General features: G+C 38.7%; 11 protein-coding genes. 10 read left to right on the top strand and 1 reads right to left on the bottom strand.

What is annotated here, in order from left to right:
• Positions 1–7: 7 nt before the first annotated feature.
• From Q0874_RS07270 to Q0874_RS07225, 10 genes are all read left to right on the top strand, one after another.
• On the top strand, positions 8–982 hold the full coding sequence (locus tag Q0874_RS07270; protein ID WP_299161241.1) for a 4Fe-4S dicluster domain-containing protein: 975 nt from the start codon (positions 8–10) through the stop codon (positions 980–982).
• 2 nt (positions 983–984) lie between these two features.
• The gene (gene nrfD, locus Q0874_RS07265; RefSeq protein WP_299161238.1) at positions 985–2,301 is read left to right on the top strand and encodes an NrfD/PsrC family molybdoenzyme membrane anchor subunit; all 1,317 of its coding nucleotides are present in this window, start codon (positions 985–987) and stop codon (positions 2,299–2,301) included.
• Positions 2,298–3,167, top strand: a complete 870-nt coding sequence (locus Q0874_RS07260; RefSeq protein WP_299161235.1) for a hypothetical protein — start codon at positions 2,298–2,300, stop codon at positions 3,165–3,167. The genes nrfD (Q0874_RS07265) and Q0874_RS07260 overlap by 4 nt, the downstream gene beginning before the upstream one ends.
• Positions 3,168–3,179: 12 nt before the next feature.
• Positions 3,180–3,578, top strand: coding sequence for a cytochrome c (locus Q0874_RS07255; protein ID WP_299161232.1), 399 nt, complete (start codon positions 3,180–3,182; stop codon positions 3,576–3,578).
• Between the two features lie 259 nt (positions 3,579–3,837).
• On the top strand, positions 3,838–4,752 hold the full coding sequence (locus Q0874_RS07250; protein ID WP_299161230.1) for a 4Fe-4S dicluster domain-containing protein: 915 nt from the start codon (positions 3,838–3,840) through the stop codon (positions 4,750–4,752).
• The gene (gene nrfD, locus Q0874_RS07245) at positions 4,749–6,089 is read left to right on the top strand and encodes an NrfD/PsrC family molybdoenzyme membrane anchor subunit (RefSeq protein ID WP_299161228.1); all 1,341 of its coding nucleotides are present in this window, start codon (positions 4,749–4,751) and stop codon (positions 6,087–6,089) included. Before Q0874_RS07250 ends, nrfD (Q0874_RS07245) begins: the two co-directional genes overlap by 4 nt.
• A 1-nt stretch (position 6,090) precedes the next feature.
• A complete protein-coding gene (locus Q0874_RS07240) occupies positions 6,091–6,720 on the top strand; it encodes an Ig-like domain-containing protein (RefSeq protein ID WP_299161227.1) in 630 nt (209 codons plus the stop codon).
• Between the two features lie 27 nt (positions 6,721–6,747).
• On the top strand, positions 6,748–7,155 hold the full coding sequence (locus Q0874_RS07235; protein WP_299161226.1) for a c-type cytochrome: 408 nt from the start codon (positions 6,748–6,750) through the stop codon (positions 7,153–7,155).
• Between the two features lie 48 nt (positions 7,156–7,203).
• Positions 7,204–8,421, top strand: a complete 1,218-nt coding sequence (locus tag Q0874_RS07230) for a hypothetical protein (protein WP_299161224.1) — start codon at positions 7,204–7,206, stop codon at positions 8,419–8,421.
• 48 nt (positions 8,422–8,469) lie between these two features.
• Positions 8,470–9,228: a hypothetical protein gene (locus Q0874_RS07225; protein ID WP_299161222.1), complete on the top strand. Its 759-nt coding sequence runs from the start codon at positions 8,470–8,472 to the stop codon at positions 9,226–9,228.
• Between the two features lie 64 nt (positions 9,229–9,292).
• Here the strand turns inward: Q0874_RS07225 and Q0874_RS07220 are convergent, their stop codons facing one another.
• Positions 9,293–17,623 carry a T9SS type B sorting domain-containing protein gene (locus tag Q0874_RS07220; protein ID WP_299161220.1) on the bottom strand — a complete coding sequence of 2,777 codons (8,331 nt, stop codon included), beginning with the start codon at positions 17,621–17,623 and terminating at the stop codon, positions 9,293–9,295.
• Between the last annotated feature and the right edge of the window lie 123 nt (positions 17,624–17,746).

Below are 17,746 nucleotides of genomic sequence, written 5' to 3'. Positions count from 1 at the left end.
TCTGATAATGAGCGATAATACTAAAAAAGAACGACGGAAATTTCTTGATAAGGGATTAAAACTTGGCATTGCCGCGGCCATTGGTGGTTTGGGAATTTCAAAAATCACTTCTAAGTTAAATGCAAAAACCAATCATAATTCCACGGATAAAATGGAATTAATGACCGTAGATGGCACGCTTATAGAGGTAGATTCATCAGAGGTTTTAGAGGTACAACACGCTGAACACGATGATGAAAAATACAATGTCAGGGAGGGCATTCCCAACCGAAAGTTTGTGATGGTCATAGACCTGGCCAAATGTAAAAATGCTTTAAAATGTGTTAGTGCCTGTAATAAACACCATTATATTACCGGTGAGAATGCGTGGATAAAAGTTCACAGGATGCAGGAATCCAAAGATACTGCACCCTACTGGATGCCAAGAACGTGTATGCATTGTGATCAACCGGCCTGCGTTACTGTTTGCCCGGTAGATGCCACTTTTAAAAGAAGGGATGGCCTGGTATTAATTGATAATGAACGATGCATAGGCTGCCGTTTTTGTATGGCTGCCTGCCCTTATTCTATACGGGTTTTTAACTGGGAAGAACCTAAGCAAGGCGAAATGAGTGAAATTACTATGCATCTGGGAGGTGAAACCCCTTCTCCTGACTATGCAGGGATGCCTAGTAGAATAGGTACAGTTGACAAATGTGATTTTTGTCCTCATACTATAAAAAACAATGAACTCCCTCATTGCGTTACGGCTTGTCCTAATGGTGTTTTCTATTTCGGAGACAAATATGAAGATACCGTTACCAATGGAGAGGAAACTTTACGTTTAAGTAAATTATTAACAGATAAGGCAGGGTATCGATTGTTAGAAGAATTAGGGACCGCGCCAAGTGTATATTATTTGCCTCCGGTTGACAGGCTTGTGGATTTCGAAAAAGGTCTGGAAGATTACAATGAGTTCCAATCTGTTGAAAAACCTGAATAGCGATGACAAAATATGAGTCTCTAATCAACGATTTAGCACCGAGAAAGTTCGGCAAACGCGGTACCATTTGGACCTTCATTTTAGTAGTAATTATTATTATTGGTCTTATCGCATACATAGACCAGATTAGACAAGGACAGGTGGTTACCAATATGCGGGATTATGCGCTTTGGGGAATTTATATCTCCAATTTTGTGTTTTTTGTAGCTACCAGCTTTGTGGGGTCTGCTACTGTTGCAGTTTTAAGATTGACCAATAATTCATGGAGAACGCCGGTTGTTAGAATTGCGGAAATAATTTCATTGGCTTCCATTGTTATGGCAGGTTTTACCATTATGATTGATATGGGAAGACCAGACAGGCTGTTAAATTTGTTTATTTATGCCAGATTGCAGTCACCTATTACCTGGGATGTGATCATTATTCCAACTTCAATTATCTTAAGTTTTTTATTACTGTATTTTCCTTTGTTGCCTGATTTAGCAATCCTTAAGAAACACCACTTAAAAACAAAACCGACCTTTAGTAAATGGTACGGTAAATTATCTTTGAATTGGACAGGGAGTAAAGCCCAAAAAGCCATTCAGTCAAAATCCATCAAAATCATTGCCATAATGGTCATACCTGTGGGGATATTATTGCAAACCATAGATGCCTGGCTATTTTCCACAACCTACAGAATTGGGTGGGATAGCACCAACATGGGTGCATATTTTACTTCTGGAGCCTTTGTAGCAGGTCTTGGTGCACTTATTACCGTTGTTTATATTATAAGAAAAGTAAGAGGACTTGAACATTATATTACGGATTATCACTTTGATAAACTAGCCCAATATTTACTTGTGACCTGCCTGGCTTACGTTTACTTTAATATAAACGAATATTTGATTCCCATATTTAATGCTCCTGCAGAAGAAGAGATTCATTTGAATGCATTAGTCTACGGAGATTATGCGGGAATATTTTGGTTCTCTCAGATAGTAGGATTGATTTTACCAATCCTCATTTTATTATTCAAAAAGGGCAGAAAACCGCTGCCCATGTTTATAGTAGGTATTATGGTGGTTTTAGGTTCCTGGTGGAAACGATATATTATTGTGACACCTACCTTATTGCATCCATTTTTGCCAATAGAAGGAGTTCCAGAGTCATGGCATCATTATTTTCCGAGTATGCATGAATGGTTAATTACGGGAGCAACTCTGGCAATGGCTTTATTGATAATTACTTTATTTGTAAGGTTTCTACCCGTGATTCCTATTCAACGCACAGCTGAAGAAAAAGGATTGTTGAATACAGATAAAAAAGCAGAAACATGAAAAATAGATCAACATCTAGGAGTGCTTTTTTAGTCTGGACTACTGGGTTCTTATTTTGCCTGGGTTTATCAAATATATATGCGCAAAATGATGAAAAATACAGGGTAAGATTAAGAGCCGATTATGTAAAGATAATGGAGGGCGATGCGTACTTAAATATCAAAGCAACTGCCAAGATAGAAGACGAAACTCTACCGGTTCCCAATCTTGAAATCGCAGTTTATAATGAGGTGGAAGGTGAAGAAATTATATTGGGGAATACCAAAACCAATATGAAAGGTGAAAGTAGATTTGTATTGAATAAATCTGATTTAAAAGCCGACTCAACAAATACTTTTAATCTGGGAATCTCATTTAATGGAAACGATTCGTTCAAGAAAGCTTCAAAAAGTACCAGTTTTAAAGATGCCCATATTGAAGCAAATCTTATTTCAAAAGACAGCATAAATTATTTAACGGCCACACTTAAGGAAACTGTTACGGACAGCCTGCTTGTTGGTGAAGCACTGGATGTACAGGTACAGCGATTATTTAGACCTCTAAAAATTGGTGAAGAATTTAATTTTACAGACGAAAACGGCACAATTCTTGTAACAATTGATAAAGGAATTCCCGGTATTGATGGAAATTTAATTATTGAAGTCGTGCTGAACGATAGTGATTCCTACGGTACCGTAAAAGCTATAGTTAATGCACCGGTAGGTACCCCTATTGTTGACGAATCAACTTTTGACCAAAGAAAAATGTGGTCTGCAAGAAATAAAACACCTATATTTCTATTAATATTTATAAATTTAACTATTGCAGTAATATATGGATTATTTATATTGCTCATTTCCAATTTATTCAGAATTTCTAAAAATTAAACTTAATTAAAAATGAAAACACTTAAAATGCTATTAATAGTGGGGATTGTTTCCTTTGCGTTCTATTCCTTCACTACCATAGTGCAGGACAAATGGGTGGTACCGGCAGAATATGTAAACATGAAAAATCCGATAGACCCTTCTACGGATACGGCAATAGGAAAATCGCTATACAGTCAGCATTGTAAATCCTGTCATGGCAAAGAGGGTTATGGCGACGGGCCTAAAGCAAAAGATCAGAAAGGTGATTTAGGAGACTTTTCGTCTTCCGATTTCCAGGCACAAACAGATGGGGAATTATTTTACAAAACAAGTTTTGGTCGGGACGATATGCCCGAATACACAAAAAAGATGCCTGATGATGAAGACAGATGGCTAATTGTAAATTTTATGAGAACCTTGGCTGAATAACAGTTAAGACATAATAAATTAAACCTGGTAAAAATTTATCAGGTTTAATTGTGGCCGGAAATCTTAAGGATTTTTGGCCATTTTTATTTTATAATAAAGGTTATAAAATATGATATATGTCATTAAATATCTGCTGATTGAATCTTACTTTTAAACATATTAAAGTATTTATTGGAACCCTTAAAAGTGATTTTCAATTATTGGAAATTTTCTTTTCGAATTTTTGTTAATAATCTGATTTTGTGCTAAATAACAAATCATGGGAAATAAAAAAACGCAGGCCGCTTCTCGAAGAGAATTCTTAAGAAACATTTCAAACGGAAGTGTGTTGGCTGTATCTGGTCTTGCATATTATTCCCTTTCTTCCTGCAAACAACCTTCTGAGGAAAAAACTACTTTGTTAACCACAGATGGTAAACTGGTGAAGGTTGCAAATTCCGAAATCGAAGAAATGGAACATCTTCATCAAGGTGCGTCTCCCGAAGAGGCACGTAAAGGTATTCCCGGTAAAAAATTTGTGATGGTAGTGGACCTGGCTAAATGCAAAAATGCAAAGAAATGTATTGAAGCTTGTGACAAACATCATAATTTAACTCCTGACAGACCTTACATAAAGGTTTTAGAAATGCAGGACAATGAAAAATCTGCTCCCTACTGGATGCCTAAAAAATGTTTTCAATGCGATAATCCACCATGTGTAAAAGTTTGCCCGGTTGGAGCCACATATAAGCGTACAGACGGTATAGTTCTTGTTGATAATGAACGCTGTATTGGATGTAGATTCTGTATGGCCGCCTGTCCATATTCTGCAAGGGTTTTTAACTGGGGAGCTCCTCCAGAAGGACAATTGGATTTACCTTATTCCCCTGAAACAAGTCTTCCCAGTAAAATTGGTACTGTGGCAAAATGTGATTTTTGTCCTGAAATGCTTCGGCAAAATAAACTTCCACACTGCGTTACATCATGTCCTAATGGCGTAATATATTTTGGGGATGAGATTGATGATACGGTTACCAATGGGGAAGAAACCGTTCGATTGTCCACTTTACTAAAGGAAAAAGCGGGGTATCGGTACATGGAAGAATTAGGAACCAAACCACGTGTTTATTATCTACCACCGGTTGACAGGTTGTTCCCTTTTGAAGAGACCACTCAAGAAAATAGCGAATCATGAGTAAACCGAATATTGAACTTCAAAAGTTTAGAACCAAAAGGGGAAAACGCCTTTTAAGTCATCTGATTTCAACATCCTTACAATATAAATTGTGGATTGCATTCTTGCTCCTACTTATTGTGTTAGGATTCATTGGTTATTATCGCCAATTAAGATACGGACTTGTAGTCACTGCTATGAGAGATTATACTTCCTGGGGAATTTACATCTCTAATTTTGTTTTTTTTGTTGCCATTAGCCTGGTAGGATCATTGTTTAGTTCCATTTTAAAACTCAATAAAAATTTGTGGGCCAGACCGCTTACCAGAATTTCCGAAATCATTGCGGTCGCTGCCATTATTTGTGCCGCGGTAATCATTATTGTTGACATGGGTCGCCCGGATCGAATTTTTTATGTAATTACGCATTTAAGAATCCAATCCCCCATTATTTGGGACGTTATTATAATTTCTACTTATTTAGTTATCAGCATCCTATTATTATATATTTCTTTACTTCCAGACATCGCTCTTTGTCGTGACCGTTTAAAGGAGATTCCTAAATGGAAAAAAACGTTGTATAGAATTATGGCCATCAATTGGCATAATCATCCCAAGCAAATAGCACTGCTACAAAAAGTAAACAAAATATTGGCAATTTCTGTACTTCCTGTTGCCTTTGCCATCCATACGGTAACCTCTTGGTTATTTGCCACGACCTGGCGTCCTGGATGGGACAGTACCAACTTAGGACCTTATTTTGTTTCCGGAGCTTTTATGGCGGGTGCTGCGGTCATTATTATTGCCATATATTTTGTTAGGAAACATTTAAAACTGAGTAAGTACATAACGAATCTTCATTTCGATAAGATGGGTAAACTTTTGGTTCTTTTATCGCTCGTTTACCTATATTTTAATATTAATGAGTATCTGGGCCCCGCTTTTAAAATGGTTGGGGTAGAAGGGGAGCATATAATAGAATTATTCGTAGGAAAATACGCCCCCATGTATTGGTTTGTTCAATTAGGCGGACTTGTTTTACCTATTGTCTTTTTGATGTTCAACAGGTTTCGTAAACCACTGCCATTGTTAATTATATCAATATTTGTGGTTCTAGGAGCCTGGTTTAAACGCTTTTTAATTGTAATCCCTTCACTGCAACATCCATATTTACCCATTCAGGGAGTTGATGACTCCTATTTACACTATAATCCAACATGGGAAGAATGGACAATTACCATTTCATCTTTTGCTTGGTTATTACTGATTATTACAGTGCTTATTAAATTGTTTCCGGTAATCCCTATCAAAAAATATAGACAAGATTCTGAAATTATCTTTAAACAAAATATTTTCTAAAATGAAATCTGAAAAGAAACTTTTTCGTTATTTTTTGGAAGTCATAATGGCCGTGACCTTTATTTTCGTGGCTAATATAACTAGTTACGGACAAGATGAATTACAAGATGCCATTGTAACGCTTTCCTTCATAGCTGATGGTGAAGCTAAAATAATCCAGGCAAAAGCGACCGACCAAGATGGAAGCCCTATTGAAGACCTCGAATTATATTTTTATGTTCAAAGAACCTTTAGTCTATTACCCATAGGCGATTTCTTTAATACCACTGATGAGAACGGTATAGTAGAAATTCCATTTCCGGAAGATTTACCTGGCAATTCGGAAGGGCATGTTAAAATCGTCGTGAAAATATTGGAATCGGATATGTATAACGATCTTACCCTTGAAGTAATCAAAAATTGGGGCATACCTACTCGAGTAGATCAATTTGAAGAAAAAAGATCTCTGTGGGCCGCAGCAGCAAATGCGCCAATAACTTTAGTCTTAGGCGTAAGTAGTATGATTCTTGTAATTTGGTTTATAATTGGTTACATTATTTTTATCTTGTATAAAATCGGTAAAATCAAAGTCGATAAACATTCACATTTTAATGAAGAAAAATATTTTAAAGATATATTAGAAAATTTTTGAGCAGAGAATAACTTAAATTCCATTATTATGAAAAAACAAGCTATATGGATTGCTGGCGCATTTTTTGGTGGTTTTATACTGTTATCCATGACTACCTTTACATCGAACGATCAGGAAAAATGGGATGTTCCAGCTAAATACCAGAAAATGGTAAATCCTTATGCCGATGCTGCAGATGATGAAAATATCGGACGCATCGTATACGCGAAACATTGTAAATCATGTCATGGCTCTAAAGGTAAGGGAGATGGGACGAAGGCAAAATCGATTGATACGCCCATGGGGGATTTTACGGATGATTCTTTCAAAAATCAAACAGATGGCGCTCTTTACTACAAAACATATTTTGGAAGAGATGATATGCCAAGTTTTGATAAAAAAATTACTGCTGAGGAAGATAAATGGTTGGTTATTAACTATATCAAAAATTTATAGTTATTAGAAGTAATTAAATAAAAAATAAAATTCATTTACCATTAGATTATGAAGAGCACATTACGATATATAAGTATCTCCCACAATACGGCTACTGTTACACAAAGGGAGCAATTTTATATTGCTGATCCGGAGAAGCATACTGTAGTAAAACATCTTTGTACAGTATTTCCGGATGTTACAGGATTACTTTTACTCGTTACCTGCAACAGGACTGAGGTGTATTTTGAATCCGAAATAACAACAACCAATATGCTTCGGGATGAATTTATATCTCTGATACTTAGGAAAAGAATCCCAGAAATTAAGGCTTGGTTCTCGCAAAATGACACTACAGAATCCTCTGTAATGCATCTTTTAAAAGTATCTTCCGGATTGGATTCAAAGGTTTTAGGGGATGCTGAGATAATTTGCCAGATTAAAAAAGCGTACCAGTTATCAATAACCCACAAGCTCCAGGGTTCACTTTTGGAACGCGCTATGCAAAGCGTCTTTAAATGTCATAAAAGAATCTCAAATGAAACCCATTTCAGGGATGGAACTACTTCAGTAGCATACAAAGCCCTAAAAATGATTAGAAGCACCTATGAGAGCGCAGATTCCAAAGAAAAGAAAATTTTATTTGTGGGTGCTGGTGAAATCGTAAGACAACTTTTTAAGTACAACTCCAAATTTAATTTTAAGCAGCTCTACATTAGTAATAGAACAAATAGCAAAGCTATTTCAATTGCTAAAATGTACGAATGTAAATTATACGAGTGGGAAAAGGTCTTAGCAAATGATTTTGGGGATTTTGATGTGATCATTAGCGGTGTTAGTAATCGCCACCACCTCATTACTAACCTTAATAAAAGCTCAAAGAAAAGGGTATTGATAGATCTGGCATTACCCGGAAATATTAATCCAATGCTGGCTGAAATGCCTGAAATACTATTCTACGATTTAGATACTATTTCTTTGGAATTAGAAGATACCAAAGCAACAAGGTTAGCAGCTATTCAAAAGGTTGCCATGATTAAGCAAGAGGAACTCAATGAATATAACAAATGGTATCAGGAAGCGCCTTTAAGAGCAACGCTTGCTAATTATAAAATAGAACTAAATCAAAAAGTTGCCGTTTACGTTGAAGAAAATTTAGATCCCATGAGCGAGAAACAAATTAAAGTAATAACAGACCGCGTTATGAGGAATCTATTAAAAGAATCAAACTTGTCTATTCCTGCCGAGGAGATGAATGAAATCATCGCAGCATATGCCAATTTATAGTGAATATAAAAAGTAGGATAGCTTCATAAATTAAAATTATTTACCACGATGATCAAAAACAAAAATAAACTACTTCCAATATTTTTTTTATTTCTAATTGCTGGCTGTAACAACGGTCCGAAAACCATCGAGCCCTTTTCATTAGCAAAAATGAATAAGGAGCATACCACAAATGAAGTAAATAGCGATATACATGAAGTAACCGTAGGTGAAATACTACCTACATCAAAATATGTATACCTCAACGTCAAGGAAGGAGATAAAGAATTTTGGATAGCTGCCCCAAAACAGGAAGTAAAAGAAGGAAATGTCTATTTATATAATGAGGCTCTTTTAAAGACACAATTTGAAAGCAAAGAGTACCAACGTGTATTTGATACGGTTTATTTAGTGACTGCTTTGATACCCAAGGATCATGGAGTAAAAACAACTTTTATTAATAAACCTAAAGCAAATTCAAAAAAGGCTAATACAGTTAAAAAATCAATAGCTTCTTCTCAGGAATCAAAGGGTCAATTTGTAGGTTCCGTAAAAATTGCCGAACTCATAAATAATCCTGAAAAGTTTGGAGGCAAAATAGTTGAACTCACCGGGAAATGCGTTAAAATTAACCCTAATATTATGGGAAAGAACTGGATACATCTCAAAGATGGGAGTCAAGATAATTTTGACCTCGTAATTACTTCCGAAGAAATTGTCCAAAAAGATTCTAGAATAACCCTCAGGGGTGAAGTTATTTTAAACAAGGATTTTGGAAGTGGATATTCCTTTGATTTGATATTGGAAAATGGTATACTTATTAATTAACACTTTTTAAATTTATATTCAATAAATAAAATGGGGTATTGTTGTTTTCCTGGTGGTCAATTCCTTAGCGATAAAGCGTGAAATGACCTACATACTGCTGTCTTTCTTTATCATTAGCATTTACAACATACCAGTAATCCCCGGAAGGAAGTTCATTTCCGTCGTATTTACCGTCCCATCCGGAAACCTGATCCAATACTGCCACTACTCTACCGTAACGGTCATAAATTTTGACTTCAATATTTGGGAAGTAGTCCCTGTTTCTCGGAAACCATAATTCATTATTGTTATCTCCGTCAGGGGTAAAGAAATTTGGTATTTCCAGCATACCTGTAAAATCAAAAGGTATCGCAATTACGGCTTCACATCCACCCTGATCCCTCACCATAATATTAACAATGGCGTCCTCATTAGTCTCATAAACATTTACATCAGCATAAGATTCACCCTGGAAGAAATACTCATAACCTCCATATCCGCCCATAGCAGTAGCTGTAATTTCATTGGGCCCGCTTTTTACGGCAGATAAAGTTAGCGGCTCGTAAGCATCCGTCGTAAAGTCCACGAAGGTTGTACATCCATTGGAATGATAAATATATACAGTATGGTCGCCCGCGGGTAAATCACCCCAGATCCTATCGGTTGTTGCCTGAGCGGTAATTGCATCTGTCGGATCTGCAGGATTCAGTGCAAAAAGCAAATCTGAATACTGGTTGGGATCCTGCATTTCCACTGTAACAGTGCTGTTTGGGAATATGCCATCACAACCATATTGAATAATTGGTGTCGCAATTAGTTCCACTCCTATTCCTATAGGTACAATAACATTTGTTTCACAACCTCTTGAATCACGCACGAAAATCACATAAGTATCCCCGCCAACAAGATTATCCCAGATCATAGATGGGTTAGGTGCAAAGTCTACATCAGCAGATGAATTTAAAGCAAATTCATAAGGGGCGGTTCCTCCCAATACTTCTAAACTTACCGTACCGTCCTGATCACCCAGACAAGTTTCAGGGGTAGAATCTACGATCCCTGCCACTAATTCCATTGGCTCGGTTATCGTTATAGTCTGCGTTATGGTACAACCCAAATCATCCTGAATAATAACTTCATAACTTCTGGGACCTAAATCGGTAAATGTCTTTCTATTGGGGAATAAAGGATCATCGGCCTCAAAGAATTCACTTAACTGGTCGGCAATAGAATAACGGATAATACCGGTACCACCGCTCGCTTCAATTATCAGCTGACCATCCATGTCTCCATTACAACTAACAGGTACTGCTTCTATGTAATCCAGTACCAATGGTGGTGGATCTACAATAGTAATTGGGGTAGAGATAGCAGTACATCCACCACTCTCTGCATAGACCCAATAGGTTCCTGGTCCAAGGTCTCTGAATATTCCTGATGCCTGGGCACTTCTTTCTACATTACCACCTGATGGGAAAGGAGGAACATCTGAATTAAGTAAGGAATAAATGTAATTACCAATACCACCGAAAGCTTCAGAACGGATAATACCTGTTGCCTCACCGGCACAATTAATGGTAGCGTTGGCTAAATCTAATGCAATTACCAGGGGTGCCGCAGGATCCAGAGATATTTGATTCGATTTTTCAAATGGACATCCATTTGAGTTTTGCACATCATATTGGAATGGTCCCGGGTCAATTGTAATATCCTCTGAAATCTGTACTGAAGTCGCCGTAGGATCAAGCGCATCTAAAGGTAAAAACGGATCTGTAGTACCTGAACGCCTGTAGAAATAACTTACCCCAGGTTCAGGATTCGTTACGGTTAGTCCCATGATTCCCACATCACCACAACCGGGTGGTTGCAACTCCACAAGTTCCGCCAGAACTACTTCAGGATCTACAATAGTAATAGGAACAGTTGTATAACTACAGTCCCACCCGTCAAAAACGGTAATCGTATAATCACCCGCGGATAAATTACCGAAACTGGTAGTGGTCTGTATACCACTGCTGGAACCATCAATTAATCGATTAAGTTGATACAAATAATTACCGGGGCCCTGACCACCACTTACATTATAGGCTTCTATTTCACCATTATTATCATTGTTACATTGTAAAGGTGTGACAACCTGAATATCTGCATAAATTGGTGCCGGTAGTGCTAAATTAATTGTGTTGGTAGCAATACATCCTTCCAGATCTCTTACATTCACTGTATATGTGCCATCAGATAAACCTGAAAAGCTGTCATTAGTACTCGGAAAATCTTGTATGATAGTAATGCCATCGGGTGCTATTAGTTGGTATTCAAAACTGCCCCAGCCACCATCACCTACTGCGAATACCTCACCTAATCCTGGTACGGCGCAGGTTACTTCTGCTGTTTGTGTAAGCCCAACTGTTAAGGCCCTGTCTGGCTGTCTTACCGTAGCTATATTACTAACCGCATCACAATACGGAATGTCCAGTGCCTCCACATAAACTAGGAGATTTCCTGCAGGCAGACCTGTAATTATTCCCGGATTCTGAGCTGGAATGTTGGTATCAAATGTACCGGTAACGCCTGTAGTTGTTTCAACACCTGCATTATCTCGTGAGAACACTTCATAATTATAGGTTCCGCTGTAATTGTTTATTTGAATACTCATTTCACCGTCAGATCCATTAAAACAGGTAACCGGTTTGGTCTCGGCAATAAGAGCCTCAATGGTATTGTAGTCGGGAACGTTAACTACAGGGGTAAGATAGGTACAACCTGCATTTCCAACATCTGTAACTGCAAATATATAGTCCCCAGGGGTACTAATGGCCCAACTCACTGTATTACTACCACCCGAATTCTGAATTGGTTCTGATCCTAATGGCAATATTTCCACATCATAGTTTCCTGGGCCCTGATCTATTATGATATCTATTGAACCCGGACTTACACCTGTACCTGAAGCGTCACAACTAATAGAATTCACATTAAACGTAAAAGTGAGTCCAACTGGTGCATTAATAGTAACTGTATCTGTAATTTCGCAGCCATTTTGATCCTTAGCCGTCAGAATTATGGTTTGATCCGTACCATTGTCAATTACTTCAAAGACATTACTAGTCTGAAAATTAGTACCATCAAAGGCCGGCGTCCCATCATTCATACTATAGGTATAGGCAGGGGTACCGGTATTGGCACCTGTACCATCTCCATTGGTATCCGTATATATTGTTATTGTAGCCGTATTGAATCGGTTGCTACTTGGATCGCAAGTAAATTCCGTATTCGTTGTAGCGATTTGTAATGGGGTAGGTTCAAAAATTACAACATCTCCCGACCTATCTGTACAACCTCTGTCTGATATAACTTCAACCTGGTATGTGCCTTGAGATAAGTTATCAAAAATAGCTGTTGATTGAGGGCCAGCTACTACCGTTGCAGTTCCTCCATCATAGAGGATATAACTAAACGGGCTGTCTGTATCTGTTCCCGGAGCTAATTCAACAGAAATATACCCGTCATTCGCTCCATTACAGGTGATGTCTCCCTTGGGTGTTGCCGATATAACCGGAGAATTAACAATGGATACATCTACGGTAACTAAGTCTGTACATAAAGGGATTGTATTGGAATCTAAATCGGTAACTAAAATTGAGTAATTAGCAGGTAGTAGATTAATAAATACCGGGTTGTTAAGTTGGGTAATTGTGGGATTCACACCATCATCCAGATCGAATCTGAAATTACCACTACCGCCTGTCGTATTCACCGTAATCACCCCATCTCCTGCGTTACAGGTAGGTTCCGTAGTTGCACTTGCAGTAATTGCAAAGAAATCAAATACTCTGGCAACAATACTGTTGGTACAGCCATTTCCATCCCTTACAATTATAGTATAATCACCAGGGTTTGGTACAATAAAATTAGGACTTGTCTGAAATCCGCCCCCTATATCATATTCAAAGGTCTCATCGGGCAGGCCTGTACCTGTGCTCAAAGGAGAGAGTATGTTAACCGTATAATTGGCAACTGCGGTACACTGGTTCACAACATCCACCGTAGGGTTAGGAACACCAGCGTTTTCTGTCACGGTTACCGTTGTAAAACTGATACAGCCATTGCTGTCCTGAACATAAAAATCGTAATCTGCCGGGTATGGTCCCGCAATTTCATAGGTGGTCTGCGCAGTAAATATGCCGGGCGCAGGATCCCCGTTTGGAACATATGCAAAGTTATAACCAGGAGTGCCACCTGTGCCCCGCACTGTAACTAATGCACCTACATTACAATTGGCCGGTTCATTATTATCTACAACCAATGATGGTATATCTGTTATAATATCAACCAGTGCACTGGCATCACAACTTGTGTTATTGTCATTTACCAGTATCTGATAATTTCCCGGAGGAAGCGCCGTAAATGAACCATTATAAGGAATAGGTATATTATTTAATATTGTTGGACCACTAACAATAGCTCCTGTATTGGTATCCTGCAATTCAATGGTCAGGTCTGCAGGTGATGGAATTCCTGCTATCTGATAATCAATCTGCCCATTACCTCCCGGCGCACAGGACGCTGTCGTCGATGTTGCTGTTACCGCAATAGGTGATGGCCCTAATATTGGATCTATTTGCTCAATATACCTACATCCAAGAGCATCAACAACCTCTACAAAATAAGTTACTCCATAAGCAATTTGACCTGTAAAATCGTGCGTATCAATATCCACATTTGGTGGTCCCAAAGCAGTTCCTACCAAGCCTATTTGATATGGGGGTGTACCTCCGACAATATCTACAATATAGGTGAAAGCTGTTGTACAATCGGGTGGTGTGGTGGTCGCCACAGGTACCAGGTCTATCTGATTTTGTGTAATGGTCACGGTATCCCTGTCTTCACATCCGGAAGCATCCTGAGTTACAATAGTATAGGAACCTGGAATAAGATTTGGGATATTTACTGTCGTACTAGCTGTTGGGCCTACTGTAGCCACTGTAGTTCCTGTAATATCTTGTACAATGTACGTATAATTAGGTGTGCCATTGGCAACCGCCGTTACATCTATTGAACCTTCAACAGTACCCGCCGCACAGATAGCATTATTGGCGACAACAGTTGCATCAACAGCGGTACTGGCGTTAATAGTAGCAGATAATACTGGAGTTATACACCCACGACTATCCCTGATAAGAAAAGTACTGTAGATTCCCGGCGCAAAGCCTGAAAATATATTTTGAGAACTAAATGTAGCTCCGTTGTTATCACTATATTCATATGGTGGAACCCCGAAATTAGTATCGGGAACCAACGTTATAATACCATTAGTATCACCGCAGGTAGTATCTGTTGGATTTGCAGATCCTACGATACTTTCAGGCGGATCAATGGTTATTATATTTGTTTCTGTTGTACATCCCTGACTGTCAGTAACCAAAAACTGATAGGTTGTAGGCACTAAAATAGATCCATTAGGAATGTCATAAATAAAGGAATTTCCAGTAATATTATTCGAATTTGAAGTATACGGGGCTCCGTTAATACTTACTTCATATATGTCATAGTCACCACCTGATGGGTACCCATTAGAAATATTTACCTGAATCTGGGCGGAAATACCCCCACAGGTAAGTTCCCTTATTATAGTACCGCTGGCTGTTATTTCCGGCTCTATGGTTAAAGTAATATTATCCCGGCAATCATTGGCATCTATTACTTCAATATTGTAGGTGCCGGGCGTCAGATTATTAAAAGTACTTGCACCACCTAAAAGACCTCCGTTTACTCTGAATTGATATGGGGGTAGACCTCCTGCTGCATTTACGGCAAGCGTAGCAGCATCCACATTGTCATAACAGAAATCGGACGCAGCTGCGTCTAAGGTCAGTGTAGGCGAATTTAAAATTGTTAATGTAAAACTATCTGTTATTGTACAACCATTGGCATCGGTTACACTTACCTGATACAAACCATCCTGAGACAGGTTTGAAAAGGTATTTCCATTTTTTGGTCCTCTGGGAGTGCCATTTGGTTGTATTAAGGTATATCGATTACCTCCCCAACCACCTACTGTATTTATGGTAACTCTCCCTATATTCCCATTCTGACAACTCATTGGAGTAACATTGAGACTGCTTATAGCAAAGGCTACGACAGGTTCCTGAATAACCAGAGTAGCTGTATCTGCACAGTTGGTGTCTTCATCCGTAACTGTTATCGTATAACTTCCTGCGGTTAACCCAGTTACATTTATTATACCTCCTGATTCTCCGTTAAATACCGGACCTGCACCAATCTGATAGCTGTAAGTGTTATCAAATCCGTCTATCAGGAAGCGACCTTCACCATCACTGTCTCCCACGCAGGTTACTACCTTGGTAGCCTGGGCCTGGACTGCGATGGAACTAATATCAGTAATTGCAAAAACTTCGTCATAACTACACCCTGCATTGTCAGTTACCCTAAAAGTATAAGTTCCCAGTCCCAGACCGGTAAAAACAGGGTTATTCCCATTGTTAATTGCACTGATCGCAGGGGCAATAATTTCATAGGTATAGGGTGCTGCACCGTCTGTAACAGCAACAGTAACTGAAGCACTACTCGTTAAACAATCAATACTGGAAATGGTAAAGTCCATATCCGTTGGCTTGTCTAAGGCATTAAAGACTATTGGGGGCAGACTTTCTACACAGCCATTTGCATCCCTGATTTGTGGCGTATATGTTCCCACTCCGAGATTAGAATAAACCGTGGTAGGACTAAAACCGGCACCAATACTGTAGTCATATGGGGCTGTCCCGCCGGCTACTCCTGAAATTGTAATTTGTCCACCGTTCTCATTTAAACAAGTAGGAATGGAATTGGGTGTGGCAGTACCTGTAATATTTGATGGTGTCCCAACTGTTTCTGTGGATGACGGAGTTGTACATACAAAAGAACCCTGCTGATATCGGATGATAACATCGTAACTGCCCGGTGTTAAATTATTAAATACATTACTGCCCTGGTAATTAGATCCATTGTCATTGCTGAATTCAAGATTATATCCAAATCCATTGGTCACATTTACCGTAATTCGACCGTCATTGACCCCACCACAATTCGCATCCTCTGTTGTTACAGTAAAAATGGGAGGTGGTAAATCTTCAACGTCTATATTTGCCGTCTTTGTACAACCATTAGCATCTTCAACAAGAATGTTGTATGTTCCGGCAGAAGTTACCGTAAACATTGCCGTACTTGCGTAGGGAGCACTAAAACTGGCGCCTCCATCTAAACTAAATCTATAAGGCGAGGTACCTCCTGAGGTGTCTATGTTAACATCTACAGAAGCCGCTCCGCAACCAAAACTATCCGATGCTGTTGCAGAAACCGCCAAGGGGCTAATTCCACTTCCTATATCAATAGGATCATTATTTATATCTAATGTAATGAGTTCATTACATTTATTTGTTTCCACCCTTACGCTATAAACCCCCGGACTCACGTTGGCAAAAGAATAACTACTGGCCGAGTCCGGTCCAAAAGTATCGACTGTGACACCCGCTTTTAAAAGGCGGTAGGTATAAAAGCCGGGAACACCGGTTACCTGTACATCTATACTTCCTAACTCACCGCTACACAAAATATCATTTGCAGTAACATCTACAGTAATATCAAGGTCCTGCACTGTTTGCACATTCGAGGGAAACAGACAGGCACTGCCAGAAACATTTTTTAAACGTACCCAAACGGTGTAATTTCCGGCCGTAGTGATATCAAAATATGGATCATCCTGATAGGGGCCTCCTGAGTTATTTAGGCTGTACTCATATCCGGCAGGGACATTGGTTACCTCCACCCTACCCGGGTTTCCGCAGATAATATCCTCATGTATAAGCTGAGGGTCTAATGGGTTCAAAGAGGACTTAAAATAGTAATATTGACCACCATCTACACGTACCCGAAATTCTCCGGAAGAACTTAAGTTATAGGTTGATCCGGTTCCTACAGTATCGTAACAGGTATTATTAGTGTTTGCGCAATCAGCAATAACCGACAAGGCACATCTGTTAGGGTCTAGTTTTTGCCATTCATAACTGCTACCACTCTGACTTAGGGTTATTGTTCGGATATCACTGGTACCGCATAAAAAGAATTTTGCAAGGGTACTACCATCATTAGGGCAAACTACTTCTTCATTGGCTCCCTGAATAATAGTAATGAACATAGGGGCGTTCAAATAGGATTCAGTTAATTCCGGACTTTGTAAAATGGGTTCAACTGTGGAGGCAGTAGATTCAGATAAAGAATTAATTTCATCTTCTGCAGTTGCTATTTCCCATATAAGCTCATAAACCTTGGTATTCGCTATAGCCGAAGTGCCCACAATTGAAAGCGCAAGTAATAGCACGACATACACAAGTTGCCTTGAGTTTTTTGGGAGCATAGGTTAATTCGTGTTATGGCAAGAATATGCGTGATTTGGGATCAGTATATTCTACAGCGTAATTATTTAAACTTATAATTTCTCTTTATCTTTAGGCTTTAAAATCACCTACTTAGTTATTTA

It is taken from the genome of uncultured Eudoraea sp. (assembly GCF_947490415.1).
Taxonomy (GTDB): Bacteria; Bacteroidota; Bacteroidia; order Flavobacteriales; family Flavobacteriaceae; genus Eudoraea.
Note: the sequence above shows the minus strand (reverse complement) of the source record. Positions and strands in the feature narration are given on the sequence as shown.

What these genes read in the sequence shown, in the direction of transcription:
- Q0874_RS07230 (WP_299161224.1), top strand. Translation starts at nt 7,204, where the DNA reads ATGAAGAGCACATTACGATATATAAGTATCTCCCACAATACGGCTACT.
- Q0874_RS07255 (WP_299161232.1), top strand. Translation starts at nt 3,180, where the DNA reads ATGAAAACACTTAAAATGCTATTAATAGTGGGGATTGTTTCCTTTGCG.
- Q0874_RS07270 (WP_299161241.1), top strand. Translation starts at nt 8, where the DNA reads ATGAGCGATAATACTAAAAAAGAACGACGGAAATTTCTTGATAAGGGA.
- Q0874_RS07235 (WP_299161226.1), top strand. Translation starts at nt 6,748, where the DNA reads ATGAAAAAACAAGCTATATGGATTGCTGGCGCATTTTTTGGTGGTTTT.
- Q0874_RS07260 (WP_299161235.1), top strand. Translation starts at nt 2,298, where the DNA reads ATGAAAAATAGATCAACATCTAGGAGTGCTTTTTTAGTCTGGACTACT.
- nrfD (WP_299161228.1), top strand. Translation starts at nt 4,749, where the DNA reads ATGAGTAAACCGAATATTGAACTTCAAAAGTTTAGAACCAAAAGGGGA.
- Q0874_RS07240 (WP_299161227.1), top strand. Translation starts at nt 6,091, where the DNA reads ATGAAATCTGAAAAGAAACTTTTTCGTTATTTTTTGGAAGTCATAATG.
- Q0874_RS07220 (WP_299161220.1), bottom strand. Translation starts at nt 17,623, where the DNA reads ATGCTCCCAAAAAACTCAAGGCAACTTGTGTATGTCGTGCTATTACTT.
- Q0874_RS07225 (WP_299161222.1), top strand. Translation starts at nt 8,470, where the DNA reads ATGATCAAAAACAAAAATAAACTACTTCCAATATTTTTTTTATTTCTA.
- Q0874_RS07250 (WP_299161230.1), top strand. Translation starts at nt 3,838, where the DNA reads ATGGGAAATAAAAAAACGCAGGCCGCTTCTCGAAGAGAATTCTTAAGA.
- nrfD (WP_299161238.1), top strand. Translation starts at nt 985, where the DNA reads ATGACAAAATATGAGTCTCTAATCAACGATTTAGCACCGAGAAAGTTC.